At 34.6% G+C, this 14,992-nt stretch carries 19 protein-coding genes; 8 read left to right on the forward strand and 11 right to left on the reverse strand.

The features are described 5' to 3' along the window. Positions 1-7 precede the first annotated feature (7 nt). Entirely contained in the window at positions 8-1,525 is a 1,518-nt protein-coding gene (gene hutH, locus ACYFX0_RS02810) for a histidine ammonia-lyase (RefSeq protein WP_000631844.1), read from the reverse strand. 105 nt (positions 1,526-1,630) lie between these two features. Continuing rightward, entirely contained in the window at positions 1,631-2,071 is a 441-nt protein-coding gene (hutP, locus tag ACYFX0_RS02815) for a hut operon transcriptional regulator HutP (RefSeq protein ID WP_000926515.1), read from the reverse strand. 194 nt (positions 2,072-2,265) lie between these two features. On the opposite strand from hutP, the gene ACYFX0_RS02820 reads away from it, so the two are divergent. Then, positions 2,266-3,213 carry a class I SAM-dependent methyltransferase gene (locus tag ACYFX0_RS02820; protein ID WP_142398757.1) on the forward strand — a complete coding sequence of 316 codons (948 nt, stop codon included), beginning with the start codon at positions 2,266-2,268 and terminating at the stop codon, positions 3,211-3,213. 13 nt (positions 3,214-3,226) lie between these two features. Here ACYFX0_RS02820 and ACYFX0_RS02825 read toward each other — a convergent pair whose 3' ends face one another. Together ACYFX0_RS02825 and ACYFX0_RS02830 are read right to left on the reverse strand one after the other, a co-directional pair. Next, positions 3,227-3,799, reverse strand: coding sequence for a DJ-1/PfpI family protein (locus ACYFX0_RS02825; protein ID WP_000722190.1), 573 nt, complete (start codon positions 3,797-3,799; stop codon positions 3,227-3,229). Next, complete coding sequence (locus ACYFX0_RS02830; RefSeq protein ID WP_000332115.1) at positions 3,796-4,374, reverse strand: AAA family ATPase; 579 nt, start codon at positions 4,372-4,374, stop codon at positions 3,796-3,798. Before ACYFX0_RS02830 ends, ACYFX0_RS02825 begins: the two co-directional genes overlap by 4 nt. A 254-nt stretch (positions 4,375-4,628) precedes the next feature. On the opposite strand from ACYFX0_RS02830, the gene ACYFX0_RS02835 reads away from it, so the two are divergent. Beyond that, complete coding sequence (locus tag ACYFX0_RS02835; protein ID WP_000262400.1) at positions 4,629-4,925, forward strand: hypothetical protein; 297 nt, start codon at positions 4,629-4,631, stop codon at positions 4,923-4,925. 103 nt (positions 4,926-5,028) lie between these two features. Beyond that, positions 5,029-5,460 carry a DUF2621 domain-containing protein gene (locus ACYFX0_RS02840; protein ID WP_000889371.1) on the forward strand — a complete coding sequence of 144 codons (432 nt, stop codon included), beginning with the start codon at positions 5,029-5,031 and terminating at the stop codon, positions 5,458-5,460. A gap of 70 nt (positions 5,461-5,530) precedes the next feature. Here the strand turns inward: ACYFX0_RS02840 and ACYFX0_RS02845 are convergent, their stop codons facing one another. The 3 genes from ACYFX0_RS02845 to ACYFX0_RS02855 all read right to left on the reverse strand — a co-directional run bounded on the left by ACYFX0_RS02845 (position 5,531) and on the right by ACYFX0_RS02855 (position 7,001). After that, a complete protein-coding gene (locus ACYFX0_RS02845; RefSeq protein ID WP_001028640.1) occupies positions 5,531-6,037 on the reverse strand; it encodes a CcdC family protein in 507 nt (168 codons plus the stop codon). 90 nt (positions 6,038-6,127) lie between these two features. Beyond that, positions 6,128-6,835, reverse strand: coding sequence for a cytochrome c-type biogenesis protein CcdA (gene ccdA, locus ACYFX0_RS02850; RefSeq protein WP_001152674.1), 708 nt, complete (start codon positions 6,833-6,835; stop codon positions 6,128-6,130). Positions 6,836-6,851: 16 nt separating this feature from the next. Then, positions 6,852-7,001, reverse strand: coding sequence for a peptidase T (locus ACYFX0_RS02855; protein ID WP_074790237.1), 150 nt, complete (start codon positions 6,999-7,001; stop codon positions 6,852-6,854). Between the two features lie 322 nt (positions 7,002-7,323). Here ACYFX0_RS02855 and ACYFX0_RS02860 point away from each other — a divergent pair, with 322 nt between their 5' ends. Both ACYFX0_RS02860 and ACYFX0_RS02865 read left to right on the forward strand, forming a co-directional pair. Further along, on the forward strand, positions 7,324-8,238 hold the full coding sequence (locus tag ACYFX0_RS02860) for an EamA family transporter (protein ID WP_000947042.1): 915 nt from the start codon (positions 7,324-7,326) through the stop codon (positions 8,236-8,238). A gap of 87 nt (positions 8,239-8,325) precedes the next feature. Beyond that, a complete protein-coding gene (locus tag ACYFX0_RS02865; protein WP_106081778.1) occupies positions 8,326-9,471 on the forward strand; it encodes a M20 peptidase aminoacylase family protein in 1,146 nt (381 codons plus the stop codon). A 48-nt stretch (positions 9,472-9,519) separates the two neighbouring features. Here ACYFX0_RS02865 and ACYFX0_RS02870 read toward each other — a convergent pair whose 3' ends face one another. The 3 genes from ACYFX0_RS02870 to ACYFX0_RS02880 form a co-directional block, all read right to left on the reverse strand. Next, a complete protein-coding gene (locus tag ACYFX0_RS02870; protein WP_000482759.1) occupies positions 9,520-10,464 on the reverse strand; it encodes an ABC transporter permease in 945 nt (314 codons plus the stop codon). Further along, positions 10,457-11,368 (reverse strand): ABC transporter ATP-binding protein, encoded by a 912-nt coding sequence (locus tag ACYFX0_RS02875; RefSeq protein ID WP_142398758.1) that lies wholly within the window; start codon positions 11,366-11,368, stop codon positions 10,457-10,459. Before ACYFX0_RS02875 ends, ACYFX0_RS02870 begins: the two co-directional genes overlap by 8 nt. A 90-nt stretch (positions 11,369-11,458) precedes the next feature. After that, on the reverse strand, positions 11,459-12,034 hold the full coding sequence (locus tag ACYFX0_RS02880) for an FtsX-like permease family protein (protein ID WP_106081780.1): 576 nt from the start codon (positions 12,032-12,034) through the stop codon (positions 11,459-11,461). Positions 12,035-12,204: 170 nt separating this feature from the next. On the opposite strand from ACYFX0_RS02880, the gene ACYFX0_RS02885 reads away from it, so the two are divergent. Further along, a complete protein-coding gene (locus ACYFX0_RS02885; RefSeq protein ID WP_106081781.1) occupies positions 12,205-12,804 on the forward strand; it encodes a histidine kinase in 600 nt (199 codons plus the stop codon). Positions 12,805-12,894: 90 nt separating this feature from the next. Here the strand turns inward: ACYFX0_RS02885 and alsR are convergent, their stop codons facing one another. Then, positions 12,895-13,797, reverse strand: coding sequence for an acetoin biosynthesis transcriptional regulator AlsR (gene alsR, locus ACYFX0_RS02890; RefSeq protein ID WP_000423235.1), 903 nt, complete (start codon positions 13,795-13,797; stop codon positions 12,895-12,897). A gap of 153 nt (positions 13,798-13,950) precedes the next feature. On the opposite strand from alsR, the gene ACYFX0_RS02895 reads away from it, so the two are divergent. Both ACYFX0_RS02895 and ACYFX0_RS02900 read left to right on the forward strand, forming a co-directional pair. Next, complete coding sequence (locus ACYFX0_RS02895) at positions 13,951-14,316, forward strand: CidA/LrgA family holin-like protein (RefSeq protein ID WP_000872365.1); 366 nt, start codon at positions 13,951-13,953, stop codon at positions 14,314-14,316. Continuing rightward, positions 14,313-14,990 carry an LrgB family protein gene (locus ACYFX0_RS02900; RefSeq protein WP_000578965.1) on the forward strand — a complete coding sequence of 226 codons (678 nt, stop codon included), beginning with the start codon at positions 14,313-14,315 and terminating at the stop codon, positions 14,988-14,990. Before ACYFX0_RS02895 ends, ACYFX0_RS02900 begins: the two co-directional genes overlap by 4 nt. Positions 14,991-14,992 lie beyond the last annotated feature (2 nt).

The raw sequence follows: 14,992 nt of genomic DNA on the forward strand, positions 1-14,992 counted from the left end.
TCTCATTTTATAGTGCTGCGTTTACATCTAATCTTTCTTTTATCGAATAATTCGTTTTTAACCAATGCGCAATATTTTCAATATCCGTTGAGAATATACGGTCATTTGTAATAGAAGGTACTTGCTGACGACCTTGATGGTAGAAGCTCTTCGTCACTGTACTCATGTTTTCAATACCACGATATTCTGCTGCTTGCATTGCACAAATCATCTCAATTGAAAGAACACGTCTTGCATTTTGAATAATTTGATGTGCATGGCGTGAAGCAATTGTTCCCATACTTACATGATCTTCTTGGTTAGCTGACGACGGGATTGAATCTACACTCGCTGGATGTGCTAACGTTTTATTCTCAGAAACAAGTGATGCTGCTGCATACTGCATAATCATTGCACCAGACTGAAGTCCTGGTTCTGGACTTAAAAATGGAGGTAAATCATTTAATTGCGGATTTACTAAACGCTCAATACGACGCTCCGAAATATTTGCAAGTTCCGCCATTCCTACTTTTAAGAAGTCCATCGCAAACGCAATCGGTTGACCATGGAAATTCCCGCCCGAAATTACTTTTTCTCCGCCATCAAAGATTAGCGGATTATCCGTTGCTGCATTCATTTCAATTTCTAATTTTTCTTTCACATAATTCAAAACTTGCCAAGAAGCACCGTGTACTTGCGGGATACAGCGAAGTGAATAGGCATCCTGTACACGTAGTTCTCCTTGTTTTGTTGTTAACTTACTATCATGAAGAATGTCACGAATTCTACTTGCTACATCTACTTGCTCTTTATAACCACGTGCTTTATGAACATTTTCATCAAATGCATCAATAATGCCTTGTAACCCTTCAATTGTCATCGAAGCAATTAGTTCAGCTTGATACGCCGTTGCTTCTGCCTCTATATAAGAAAGAACTCCTTGTGCTGTCATCGCCTGCGTACCATTAATTAACGCAAGGCCTTCTTTCGCTTCAAGTTCAATTGGCTCAAGCCCTTCTTCTGTAAGAGCAACCATTGCATGAACGCGTTTCCCTTTATAGAACACTTCACCTTCGCCTAATAATACGAGAGCGAGATGAGATAAAGGTGCTAAATCTCCACTTGCACCAAGTGAACCTTGTTGCGGGACAACTGGGTGAATTTTACGATTTACAAACTCAAGAAGCATATTTACAACAAGCGGTCTAACACCAGATACTCCTTTAAGCATCGTGTTCGCTCGTAAAATTAACATACCGCGTGATACTTCTTCAGGGAATGGATCGCCTATACCGCATGCATGTGACTGAATTAAATTGTGTTGAAGTGCCTTTACATCATCTTTTTGAATAAGCACATCACTGAACTTTCCAAATCCAGTTGTAATACCATAAACGACTTTTCCGTCCTCGACAATTTTCTCAACAACTTCGCGGCACTCCGCCACCTTTTGCATACTAGTTGGACAGGCTGTTACACCTTCCCCTTCAAGTAACAATCTCTTCATTTCTTCAATTGTCAATGTGTGTCCTGTTAACGTAATCATTCTTTTTTTCCTCCTTAAAAAGGCAAAAGGGGACCTTATCTTTTTAAGACAGACTTCTGTCCTAAAAAAGTAAGGCCCCCTTCTAACTAATAGACTATGGGCAAATCATATGTGATTAATTCCTAAACCAATCGCCTCATGCTCAGATCCTTTTACAGGTGCACCAATCGTTCCATATAGCGCAACAGCAACCCATTCGCCTTCTTTTTTTCCGTCGTATGGTCTACCGCGCACAATCGCAAATCGAAGTCCTACTGTACGAAGAACGTCTGCTAACTGAATTTGACCTCTCGTCACTCCGTACAATGCTTCCATAATTGCATGATAAAGTGCATGTGTTTCTCTGTAAACATCTGTTTCAATAACTTGGTTGCTCTTAGCCGCTGTTTCCATTGCTGCTACAACTTTTTGCGAATTCATCGAACCCACTTTCCCCGTACAATACTTCCAACCTTTTGGAATAGATAATACAGGGCTTTCATTCTCATCCGCAAGTGCCAACAACATGGCCATACGACCAATTCGATGTGTTCCTTGAAGAAGCATGTGACTCTCTCATTTCTTTTAATTATTTGAATATTTCTTAATTTAAGAATATATGAAAACGGTTAAATCGTCAATAGTTTAAACTCACATTCAAACATTTTTTTCATCTCCTCCATTTGTGTACACAAATGATTTACACAAATTTTTCAGACATGCTATAGTCTCACTAACAGATGCAAAGGGGCGATATTTCAATGACGAAGCGAAAAGATATTCATTTTCGAATTGAAGAAAAATTACTTGAAAGGTTTGAATCTGCACTTCAATATGAAGGTTTAAAGAAAACCGACGTATTAACACATGCGATTCAGCAATTTTGCACGAAGGTGGAATGTGAAAAAATGAATGATGTAAAACGGCAATATAGCGTCAGTAACAATTTACAAACACGTATCGATACGCATAAACATTACGAAGAAAAACAAGTGAATTTAGATGAAATCGTTATTGAACATTTACAACTTCAAGGGGAAGAAAGCATATTAGAGGTTGGGTGCGCTAGTGGAAAATTCCTTTCCCTTTTACAAACAAATGGTCATAAAGGCCCATTAACCGGGTTGGATCAATCCGAAGCTATGCTTGCTCAAGCTGCTAAGACGAATAACTTAATAGAATGGAAACGAGGGGATACTAATAAACTTCCTTTTGAAACAAATTGTTATGACCTAATAATTGCAAGACATATGTTATACCATGTGAAAGACGTTGAAACAACAATTCAAGGATTACATAAAGTAATTCGTCCCGGCGGCTCACTTTTAGCTACAACAAATTCTAACGTTACACTACCTCGTATAATTGAAATGTGTAACCGCATGTTAGACGCATTTGATTTACCGAAAACAACATCATCAGTCACTCCATTTTGTTTAGAAAACGGTAAAGAGATATTACAATCCGTTTTTCCAACTGTTGAAGAAACAGTTATTCATAATGCGCTCGTTTTTCATCATGCTACCCCAATAGTAAACTATATTTCTAGCATGTTTCCATCGCTAAATATACCCGATAATATGTATCTTCAAGCCGAGATGAAAGAATGGCTAACAGAAGAAATCAACAAGGAATTATCTCTCCATAACGGTATATGGCGCGATCCAAAAACGTTAGTAATTTATCGGTGTAAAAAAGAAAAAAGCTAGCATTTGCTAGCTTTTACACGTTTTCTCGTAAAAGTTTCTCCATTACTACATTGCCTTTACCACAATAAAAATTTGTATTATGTTCGTCTGCCACTCCAAAATAAGAGGCAATCACTATTCCAAATGCTACAAATGCATGCCCCTGTGCTGTAATAATATTTGAATGTTTCACAACTTCTTCATACACAAAATTTTTTACTGGAAAACAATCGAATTTTTGATAATCTATGGTCGCAGTATAAGAAATCCCCTTAAATAAGCCTGCTTTTGCTAGCGCATACGGTCCAGCGCAAATTGCCGCCACTAATTTTTCTTGTTCATGAAATTGACGAATGATTGAAAAAAGAGTTTTTGCATCTTTTAACTGTACTTCTTCTCCACCTGGAATAAGTATCCCCTCATACTCATCTACACGTACTTCACTTACTTCTATATGCGGCTGCACTTGCAACCCAGTTTCACTTATAACCAATTCCTTAGTTAAACCTACTGTAATGATGTCATATTTCTTTTTCAGCAATGCTGTAGCTACCGTTATTTCAAACTCCGCAAATGTTGGATATACGAATAAAAGTATTTTTTTCATAACGCTTTCTCCTTCAACCATCTCATAAAATATGCCTCTAATTCGTCCACTGTTAATCTATTCGTGTCCAAATAAGTTACAGGAAATTGTCTATACCAATCTTTTTCCGTTTCTACTAATTTAAATTGCTCATCAAATGTACTTCGTTTTCTTGTCCTATCGTTATTTTTTCTATCATATACATTCTTTTTCGTCACATCTAAATAAAAAATAGCATCTGAACGACATTCTCTTAATTTATATAATTCATCTTTCAATCCAGTTTCTATATCCCACTCTTTCCCTATAATCATTGGATAAAAAAGTGTATAAAATTCAATATCTTCAGGTCCACGATCAAAAATAACAACTGAATCTTTCACATTTTGAAACTCCTTTATTTTTACTTCGATAAACATTTTTTGATTTATGATAAACCCTTCTTTTGAATTCACATCCAAATTTAATTGCTTTCGCTTTTCTACAATTGGATAAGGATTTTCATATATAACCGAATATCCTCTCTCTTCTAATCTTTTAGCCAATGTTGTTTTTCCGCTTGCCATCGGCCCTTGCAGTGAAATTACGTATGCCATGCCTCTCATTCCCTTACACTTTAGTACACCTATAATATACAGAAATTTGAAAACTCTCAACATTATATATATCATCTTGTTTCTTATTCTTATCTAACTTATAATGAAAAATAGAGATTATGACGGACGCATCAATAATGTAAGCTTGGAAATCCAAGCTTACATTATTTTTTGCTTTCCCTTTTCTAATAAAAAGAGTATACTAGATTGGAACGTATGTTCTTAATAATTACATACAGTAAGGAGATAGAACAATGGTATACGACACAAAAGCAATTTCTTGGAATGAATCTTTAAAACAACTTCAACGCCGCTATACAAACAAACAAGTTGACCGAAAAGAATTTGAGGATATTGAACTGATGGAATTCTTCCGCGATAACGACTACATTTCTTTACCTACACATATAAGCGGCCTATCAAAAACACGTTTTACTTCTTACTCTATTTTCACAACTGAAGATAAAGATCGTAAAGTTGGCACACTTATTATTGAGTATGTTGAAGACGATAATAATAATTTATGTGTTGAACAACTATACTTCGTTTAAACTATAACGCTTGGTCAAAATGACCAAGCGTTCTTGCTTTCTATTAATCTCACTGTATATAATATGAATAAAAGAAAACCGTAATCATTAAGGGGGGATATGCTTGCTCGAAGGATGGTTCAGTTGGTTCATTGTATTATGGACGGTTATTTTATTAGGACTTATGTCTATCGGTGGATACTTTATGTTCAGAAAATTTTTAAAACGATTACCAAAAGAAGACGGCATGTCCATTTTGGATTGGGAAGAACACTACATAAATAAAACGAGACATTTATGGGCTGACGAACAAAAACAATTGTTAGAAGAGCTTGTAAGTCCTGTTCCAGAACTATTTCGCGATGTTGCAAAATCAAAAATCGCTGGCAAAATTGGGGAACTTGCATTACAAGAAAATGCCTCTCAAATTACACAAGACTTAATTATTAAAGGATATATCATTGCCACACCAAAGCGTGATCATAAATTTTTAATTAAAAAACTACAAGAAAAAAAGATTGATTATTCTAACTATCAATCTTTACTCGCAAAGTAACTTCATATTATTTTCGATAAAAAAGACAGCGCCTTTGACGCTGTCTTTTTATTTGGTACATATACAGTTTTTAAGTTAGCTTCATATCTTTTTCATTATAAAACCCATCTTCTTTTTCCATTTCCTTCTGTAATTTCGTAAAGGAACGATACATTGCAATTCTCCATGACACAATCATCGCAAACGCAAGTAAGAAGAACATGCCACTAAGTTGTCCTAAATCAAGAGATTGGCTTAAGTATGTTTTAAATACAATCCGCACTACAAGTAATCCAATTAATATAAAAACAAAGGCTTTTGAACGCTTCAAATAAATCTCTTGTCCTCTAATTTCAAATTTAGATGTTTTAATAAGAAAAATAGAGAAAATCAAACCGACACCAATTGCTTCTAACATTTCTGCTGGAGTTAATCGAAATTCAGGAAAAACATACATCAATGCGCCCGTACTCATAAAAAATGGTGGAAGTATAATTTTTTTCAATGTTGCAGGTTTCTTAGCTGCTTTTAAACGAATAAACATCGCACCGACAGCCATACAAACAGCAACGATACTGGATAAAACAACTATGTTCATATTTTCTCATCCTTTTTTGTGGCTATATGCAAAATATACTTTCATTATATGCTTTTCCGTTAGTATTTCCAACATTTTCGCAGAATAATACTAAAAACCGGTAAAACCACCAAATAAACTTGAGAAATATACGATAATTTTCGTCATCCAGTTAAAGTATAAGAAGACACCCATAACAATCATAATATATCCTCCGATTTTCATGAAGGCCATACTATTTCTTTTAATCCAAGACATTTTCGTAATAAAGAATGACAGTACGAAAAACGGGATAGCAAATCCAAGTATGTAAGCAATCATGTAAATCATTGCAGATTCTGGGTTTGTTGCTGCTAATCCAATTACGGACACTAGAATTGGTCCGGTACATGGCGTCCATCCTGCTGCAAAGGCTAATCCAATTAGTACTGATCCAAAATAGCCACTTGGACGATTTTTAAATGTAAATTTACGGTCTTGCATTAAAAATTTCGGCTTAAACACCCCGACAATAATTAAGCCGAACACGATGATAAAGATACCACCTAACTGTCTGATTAAATCTTTATAGTCAGTAAAGATTCCTCCAATAAAACTTGTACCAAATCCAATTGCAATAAATATAATTGAAAATCCAAGTAAGAAAAACGCTGTATGTATCATACTTCTTTTGCGAAGCATTGCATTTTCTTCTTTCAATTCAGAAACCGACATACCTGTTATGTACGATAAAAATGCCGGATAAAGCGGTAAGCAACATGGGGAAATAAATGATAAGAACCCGGCGCCAAACGCTAAAAAAATACTAATATCTTGCATCATTCCACTCCTCTCCCTAAATATTGTAACAAAAACACATAAAAATACTATGAACAATTCGTGAAATCACTTTTACAACGTGGCAATAAGAAAAACCACACTTCCCCACAGTTTCTAATAAAACGTTTTCATTTCCTTCTATTATATAGAAAAAACTCAAATGGATTATGAAACTCCTTTAATTGTTATTAACATAACAAAGGTAACATAGTTTCTCAAATAATTAGCACGCTACTAGTACGCCTATTTACATATTGGTTTAAAAAATTTTTTTTTCAAATGCTGTCTCTATACAATGCAAAGTTGATTTTATAATACTTCTACTATTAATAATTTCAAGATTATGCATAAATATCATACTTTTATTATTATTCTATAAAATGTCATACTTTTCTTTCATTTGACCCTTTATTTCTAATTTTGTATACTTCCCTCTAGTTATATATTTTCGATACGGAACAACTTCATATAGATGGGAGGAATTTTTCATGCTTCGTTATTCTCTTTTAGTTTTATTAGGAGCGTGTAGTTATGGAATTTTAGCTATTTTTGTTAAGCTTGCATATGCAGAAGGATTTTCACTTGGAGAAGTAATTGGCAGCCAATATTTGTTCGGTTGGATTATTTTGCTTGCTATTACACTTCTATTTTCTAGACATCGCGTTCCTTTAAAGCAAGCATTACTTTTATTCGTTGCAGGAACATCTGCAAGTTTTACCGGAATTTTTTATTATGCTTCATTAAAAACTGTACCAGCTTCTATTGCAATTATTCTTTTATTCCAATTCGTTTGGGTCGGAATTATCATTGAAGCAGTCGCAACAAAAACATTACCTTCAAGAGAAAAAGTTATTTCTGTTATTTTCTTACTTGTAGGGACATTTTTATCCAGTGGTTTACTAGAACAATCAGCAGGTGCTTTCGATACGACTGGAATCATTTTAGGTTTATTATCTGCTGTTACATTCGCAACATACATTTTCGTGAGCGGAAAAGTTGCTGTTGAAGTACCTTCATTACCGCGCGGTGTTCTCTTAATGACTGGTGCTTTAACTTTAGTCATGATTGTATTTCCACCAACATTTATTTTTAATGGTGCCATTTCTCAAGGTCTTTGGAAATACGGTTTAGGATTAGGAACATTTAGTATCGTAATTCCATCTATTGCCTTTACAATCGGGATTCCAAAAATCGGTTCTGGCTTAGCGACTATTCTTGGTGCAGCGGAACTACCGGTTACAACAATTATGTCAGTATTCGTTTTAAAAGAGGCTGTACTATCTTCACAATGGTTCGGTGTATCACTTATTTTAATCGGGATTGCAATCCCGCAAATTGCATACGCAATGCGTGGACGCGGACGTTATCGTAAACATCATACGCATAAAAAAATAGCAGCATGAACGAGAGAGGATTTTCATTTGAAAATCCTCTCTTTTATTGTTGTATACTTATAGTAAAGATTTTGCTGAAGAAAGAAGGCATACTACATGGTATCTATTTCAAATCAACTAAAAGAAAAACTTATTTCCATCCGTCGACATTTACATGAGTATCCAGAACTATCATATGAAGAGTTTAAAACAACAAAAGCAATAAAAAATTGGTTAGAAGAAAAAAACATTACTATCATTGATTCCAATTTAGAAACAGGAATTATCGCTGAAGTGTCTGGTAATAAAAACGGACCAATTGTAGCAGTTCGTGCTGATATTGATGCCCTTCCTATTCAAGAAGAAACACATTTGTCCTATGCATCTAAAGTACCAGGGAAAATGCATGCTTGTGGACACGATTTTCATACAGCTGCTATTTTAGGTACTGCTTTCTTATTAAAAGAAAGAGAATCTTCCCTAAATGGAACGGTTCGCTTCATATTCCAACCAGCTGAAGAAAGTAGTAATGGCGCTTGCAAAGTTATTAATGCTGGACATTTACGTAATGTGCAAGCGATTTTCGGCATGCATAATAAACCTGATTTATCAGTAGGTACAATTGGCATTAAAGATGGTCCACTGATGGCCGGAGTTGATCGATTTGAAATTGAAATTCACGGAGTTGGTACACACGCGGCTGTACCAGATGCTGGCGTAGATCCTATTGTCGCATCCTCTCAAATTGTGATGGCACTGCAAACAATTGTAAGCCGAAATATAAGTTCATCTCATAATGCAGTTGTTAGTGTTACAAATATTCATGCGGGAAATACGTGGAACGTGATTCCTGAAAAAGCTACGTTAGAAGGAACTATTCGCACGTTCCAAGCTGAAACACGTGAAAAGATTCCAGCACTCATGGAGCGTATTATTCAAGGTGTGTCTGATGCATTAGGTGTAAAAACGGAATTCCGTTTTTTTTCAGGTCCTCCTGCTGTTCACAACGATAAAGCTCTTACAGACTTATCTACTCAAGTTGCCACAAAGATGAATCTTAATATCATCTCGCCTAATCCGTCAATGGCTGGAGAAGATTTTTCATTTTACCAACAGGAAATACCAGGTTCATTCGTCTTTATGGGAACGAGCGGTACACATGAATGGCATCATCCTGCTTTTACAATTAATGAAGAGGCACTGCCTATAAGTGCAGAATACTTTGCTTTACTAGCCGAAAGAGCACTTAAACAATTCTCATAAAAAAAAGCCGTTCAAAGTGCATCTCAGCACTCTGAACGGCTTTTCTAATTAAGTTAAATCGCGTTTTAAAAACACAGTATATGAAATACATAAAAATACAAACAAATAAAGTAGTAACATACATGATGCAAACGGGAATGTTACTCCATCAATAAAACTTCCATTCTTTGAAATACTATATAAATCTGTATTTGCTGGCAATAAATATTTCGCCCAGTTATATCTAGTGGCTGCTAATAACGCAATATTGCCTGATAAAGCAAGGAATAGTGAAATACCAATTGCACCTCCACTAGATCTCGTTAACACAGAAATCATAAATGCAAACGATGCATACACAACCGTTGGTAACCACGATAAAACATAATATTTACTTGCTTCTACAAAAATATTTTGTTTTATTATATTTCCATCTTGGAAAATAAACTCACTCCATGCAGGCTGTTGGAATTTATAAATAACAAGTCCACATAAAGCGGAGAAAATCATATTAAATATAAACAATAAAGCTGCAAATATAACGATTGCTAAAAACTTTGCTGTTAAAATTTTAAATCGACTCGCCGGACGGATTGTTAAAAACTTATATGTTCCCCAGCTATATTCATTCGCAAAAATTGTACTTGCATACACGAGGATAAATGGGAGCAAAATTGGAAATACGATAAAACCTGTATCTCTCATGAAAGAAAGTGGGGAACTGCTTGCCGGTGCTGTATCCGTATCTAAATGCTTCATCTTAAGCTGGTATTCTTTTACAAGCTCATCCCCTGATTTTTCTGCTAAAATAGCTTCTTTTTTCATGCCAAGCTTTTTCTCAATTTCTACAGTACGTTCTGTATAATCTACTTTCCATCCTTTTGTTTCCGGTTCAAAATACTTTACCGTAACCCATCCTAATCCGATTATTAATACTGCAATAACTGCAAATGGAATAATCGTTCGCTTCCGCTTAAATATTTTATACAGTTCGTTATATACTAAATTAAACAATATCTTTTCCCCCTGTTAATTCTAAAAATTGCTCTTCTAACGTTTTTCTTTCTTCATATACACGATACACTTGAATATTTTTCTCAAGCAATATACGAATAACATTTGGGATTTCTTCATCTTTTACATTAATAAGTAATTCATTATCTTTTACTAAAACATCATGCCCTAATATTTCTGCTGCTTTATTCGCATCATCTACACGTATACGGATCGTCTCCATCTCTTCGCTTTGGCTATGCTGAATATTTTGCGTAGCCACATATTCCCCGTGCTGAATAATGATAACTCTGTCACACATTAATTCAACTTCTGAAAGTAAGTGACTTGATACAAGTACAGCTTTTCCTTGTTCATGTGCAATTTTTTTTATGTACATTCTCATTTCATGTATTCCACTAGGGTCTAATCCATTTGTCGGTTCATCTAGTATCAACACGTCTGGATCGTGAATAAGCGCCTGAGCTATTCCTAAACGTTGTCTCATGCCGAGTGAATATGCTTTTACTTTGCGATTAATTACTTGTCCCATTCCTAACAATTTAACTACTTCATCGATACGTTCTTCGGTCACATTACCATTCATTCGTCCGAAATATGTTAAATTTTCATAGCCGCTCAAAAAAGGATAAAATTCAGGTGTCTCAATTACCGCTCCAATTTTCGCAGCGGTTTTTTCGAATTGCTGTTTCACAGATTGACCATCAATCCAGACTTCACCTTCTGTCATACGGATCATACCAACCATCATTCTCATTAAAGTCGTTTTTCCAGCACCGTTTGGTCCGAGTAAACCGACAACCTCGCCTTTTTTCACTTCAAAACTAATATTTTGTACAAGTGTCTTTGAGCCGATTCGCTTCGTTAATCGCTCAACTTTTACAATTGATTGTTCATTCGTCATTCTATACAACCTTTCCTTCCCATTCTTTGTCAGGTCTTTTCACTGTAACATGATTATTTTTATGTGTAAAATAGAAAAAAGCATGATTTCTCATGCCCTTTCTTTAAACCACAGCAAATTTTCATCTTTTAAACTTCGAACAAATCGATAACATTGCATCATCGATATTAAAACGACAGCCATCATAATTATACTAATAATTACAACTGCATATATTGTAATTGGCGCACTATTTACTCCTTGTATCCCTGCGATTTTCATAAAGATAACCGTAAATAATTTTAAAAATAGCATCCCATTAATTAATCCGAAAACAAATGCTGCTCCATAAATGAATAATTGCTCCTGAAATAATAAACATAGCACTTCTTTTCTTTTCATATTTTCTGCTACATAAGATGTAAACTCCTCTCTCCTCACATGCAAAAGGGAGTACATCATTTGATATGTAGTAAAAATACATATGAAAATTAGTACAATAAACAGCGTGTAAAAATACATTTGAAATACAAATGTATCCCCTACTTTCCAAATGGCTCCTTCATTAAATTGTAACGATATCATAAAAAACAAAATCATAGTACTCATAGCAATCCAAATAAATTGCTTCATCCTTTTGGTAGCAAATGTTCTAATATTTTTTCTCGCTAGCCGACATAAAGACATAAAATTCTTCCCCTACCTTATTACATACGCATTCTATACTACTAGTGTATAAAAATATGACATTTTAAACATCGCACTACGATCGGAATTTCTTCTAAGTCTTTAGTCCTAGAAAACGAAATGATAAAAAAATCACATTTAGAATATAATTGTAAAAAGGAGGAGATTGCATGCGTATAAAATTACTATCAATCTTGTCTTTATTATTACTCACAAGTTGTAGCCCACTAAAAAACAATGAAGTTGCCATTGTTGAGCCATACAAATTAACAAAAGAGCAAGCTTCTATTTTACAAATGACTCCTTTTCAAGAAGGAAATAGCATGTTTTATAACATTACGCTTAAAAATGATAAAGATGAAATAAATGCTACAATTGATTATTATAACAATGGTAAAAAAACAAAAGAAATTGCTAATATAGCTACCTCACATTTTTCAAAAAAGAAAGTAAAGCTTTCTTTTTTACCACCACATTTCCAATTCGATAAAGATATACAAGAAAAAAGGCAGTGGTATCTGAATATTGAAGGTGGTTCAACACTTGTTCCTGAAGAAGCGCCACCAAGCGTAAATAGCTCTGCAACTACTACAATCCAATCTATAAAAAATTTAAAATACAATCAAAAAACAACTTTAGCTGCTGTAATCCAAACCAGTAAAGAAACTGTAAGCGTTCCTACCATTGATGAAGAAACAGGTATTGATCTACTCTTAAAAGAAAATGAACACGTTTATCTATTTAGTATCGAGCTAAAAAAAGAACAATAAAGCGGAAATGCAACTTAAGTTGCATTTCCGCTTTATTGTTTAATAAGGTGTACTTTTATGGATTTGAATTAAATCCATATTCTGTTACTACTATTGCTCATCTTCTACTTCTATTCTTTTCTTCTCTCTGGCAATTTTTAAAAACTCTAGCAGCTCTGGATTACTATTCATTTTTTTGTAAGCCACTGACATTTCTGCAACAAAATTAGAATCATATAACTCTTTATATACAACTTCTGTTTTATATAACTTATTTGCCGACACGGGTATTACTGTAATTCCAATCCCTGCTGCTACAAGCCCCATAACTGTTTGATACTCTGTTGCTTCTTGTACAATACGCGGACTAAATCCAACTTCTCTGCAAAGAGATAAAATTGTATCATACAAAGCTGGCCATACTGGTCTCGTAATAAATACAAACGGCTCATCTCGTAAATCTTCTATATGTATTTCATCTTTCTCTGCAAGTGGATGTGCCTTTGGTAAACATAAGGTGCAAGATAACCTTTGAATTGGCTCTAATTCTAATAATTGTGTTGGAATTGGTGGACGTAAAAAGCCAATATCGATACGGTTATCATGAAGTGCATGAACTTGATCTGGTGTTGACAATTCATGTAATGCAACAGACACTCTCGGAAATTTCTTTCTATATTCCCTAACAATTGATGGTAAAATATCATATATCGCCGCACCTACAAAACCAATTGAAAGTGATCCTACTTCTCCCCTTTGCGCACTTTGTGCAACTTCTACTGCTTTTTCAATTTGTTCAAACGCCTTTTTTACTTCTTTTAAAAACATTTCTCCTGCTTCTGTTAGTTCAACCTTTCTTTTCGTTCTTGAAAATAATGTAACTCCCATTTCTTTTTCTAATTGCTGTATTTGTTGACTAAGTGGTGGTTGTGTCATTTGTAAACGAGCAGCCGCCCGTCCAAAGTGTAACTCTTCTGCCACAACAACAAAATATTGCAAATGCCGTAATTCCATTTTTGGACACCCTTTTCACTTTCGATTAATATGTCTAATATATTAATAACATATAATTTATATATTAGACAAATATTTTGAATGAACGTATAGTAGAAATTGTTAATTCTTTTTTACAATTTTTATGTAAAAAAAGAAAGAGGTGGTTACTGTATGAAATGGTGGAAGTTAAGCGGACAAATTTTATTACTATTTTGTTTCGCTTGGACAGGTGAATGGATTGCAAAACAGGCACACCTCCCAGTTCCAGGAAGTATAATCGGTATTTTTTTATTATTAATTTCATTAAAATTTAACCTAGTTAAAAAAGAATGGATACAGGACGGAGCAGATTTTTTATTAAAAGAACTTATTTTATTTTTCATCCCTTCTGCAGTCGCTGTCATACGTTACAGAGATACACTAACACAATATGGAATCGATCTCATTTTAATTATTATGATTAGCACTCTTTGCGTTACCTTAGTTACAGGACTTTTAACAGAATTGCTACTAAAGCGGAAAGGATCAACGCAATGATCGGATTTCTTTGTTTACTATTAACACTATTCACATATTGGCTATCAAAAAAAATGTATCAACGTTGGAATTGGAGTCTACTTTCTCCTCTTCTCGTCTGTCCCATTATTTTAATTGCTTTATTGCTCGGATTAGATACACCTTATGAAACATATGAATCTGGTGGTCACTGGTTAACTGAATTATTAAAGCCCGCAACAGTTGCTTTTGCATGGCCAATCTATAAATACTTTGATTTATTAAAGAAACATGGAATGGCTATCTTACTTAATGTCATTGTCGGTTCGTTTTTATCAGTCATTACTTCAGCACTACTAGCAAATTATTTTCAAATTGATTCATCACTAGAACATAGTTTAGCGCCACATATCGTAACAACACCAATCGCAATGGCTATTTCAGAAATGATTGGTGGTATGTCACAATTAACTGCTGTATTTGTCGTTTTAACTGCCTTAACAGGAGCATTGCTCGGTCCTTCTCTCATACGTATTTGCCGTATTAAAACAGCAATCGCAAAAGGGATTATGTTAGGAACGAGCGCAAATGGAACCGGTACATCAAAAGCATTCGAAATCGGTCCTGTGGAAGGAACAATTGCAAGTTTATCTATGCTTTTAACAGCAGGCGCTAGTTTAGTTATCGTTCCGCTTTTCTTGTCTTGGATACATTAAAG

Source organism: Bacillus sp. NEAU-Y102 (assembly GCF_054788175.1).

What these genes read in the sequence shown, in the direction of transcription:
- hutH (WP_000631844.1), bottom strand. Translation starts at nt 1,525, where the DNA reads ATGATTACGTTAACAGGACACACATTGACAATTGAAGAAATGAAGAGA.
- hutP (WP_000926515.1), bottom strand. Translation starts at nt 2,071, where the DNA reads ATGCTTCTTCAAGGAACACATCGAATTGGTCGTATGGCCATGTTGTTG.
- ACYFX0_RS02820 (WP_142398757.1), top strand. Translation starts at nt 2,266, where the DNA reads ATGACGAAGCGAAAAGATATTCATTTTCGAATTGAAGAAAAATTACTT.
- ACYFX0_RS02825 (WP_000722190.1), bottom strand. Translation starts at nt 3,799, where the DNA reads ATGAAAAAAATACTTTTATTCGTATATCCAACATTTGCGGAGTTTGAA.
- ACYFX0_RS02830 (WP_000332115.1), bottom strand. Translation starts at nt 4,374, where the DNA reads ATGGCATACGTAATTTCACTGCAAGGGCCGATGGCAAGCGGAAAAACA.
- ACYFX0_RS02835 (WP_000262400.1), top strand. Translation starts at nt 4,629, where the DNA reads ATGGTATACGACACAAAAGCAATTTCTTGGAATGAATCTTTAAAACAA.
- ACYFX0_RS02845 (WP_001028640.1), bottom strand. Translation starts at nt 6,037, where the DNA reads ATGAACATAGTTGTTTTATCCAGTATCGTTGCTGTTTGTATGGCTGTC.
- ccdA (WP_001152674.1), bottom strand. Translation starts at nt 6,835, where the DNA reads ATGCAAGATATTAGTATTTTTTTAGCGTTTGGCGCCGGGTTCTTATCA.
- ACYFX0_RS02860 (WP_000947042.1), top strand. Translation starts at nt 7,324, where the DNA reads ATGCTTCGTTATTCTCTTTTAGTTTTATTAGGAGCGTGTAGTTATGGA.
- ACYFX0_RS02865 (WP_106081778.1), top strand. Translation starts at nt 8,326, where the DNA reads ATGGTATCTATTTCAAATCAACTAAAAGAAAAACTTATTTCCATCCGT.
- ACYFX0_RS02875 (WP_142398758.1), bottom strand. Translation starts at nt 11,368, where the DNA reads ATGACGAATGAACAATCAATTGTAAAAGTTGAGCGATTAACGAAGCGA.
- ACYFX0_RS02880 (WP_106081780.1), bottom strand. Translation starts at nt 12,034, where the DNA reads ATGTCTTTATGTCGGCTAGCGAGAAAAAATATTAGAACATTTGCTACC.
- ACYFX0_RS02885 (WP_106081781.1), top strand. Translation starts at nt 12,205, where the DNA reads ATGCGTATAAAATTACTATCAATCTTGTCTTTATTATTACTCACAAGT.
- alsR (WP_000423235.1), bottom strand. Translation starts at nt 13,797, where the DNA reads ATGGAATTACGGCATTTGCAATATTTTGTTGTTGTGGCAGAAGAGTTA.
- ACYFX0_RS02895 (WP_000872365.1), top strand. Translation starts at nt 13,951, where the DNA reads ATGAAATGGTGGAAGTTAAGCGGACAAATTTTATTACTATTTTGTTTC.
- ACYFX0_RS02900 (WP_000578965.1), top strand. Translation starts at nt 14,313, where the DNA reads ATGATCGGATTTCTTTGTTTACTATTAACACTATTCACATATTGGCTA.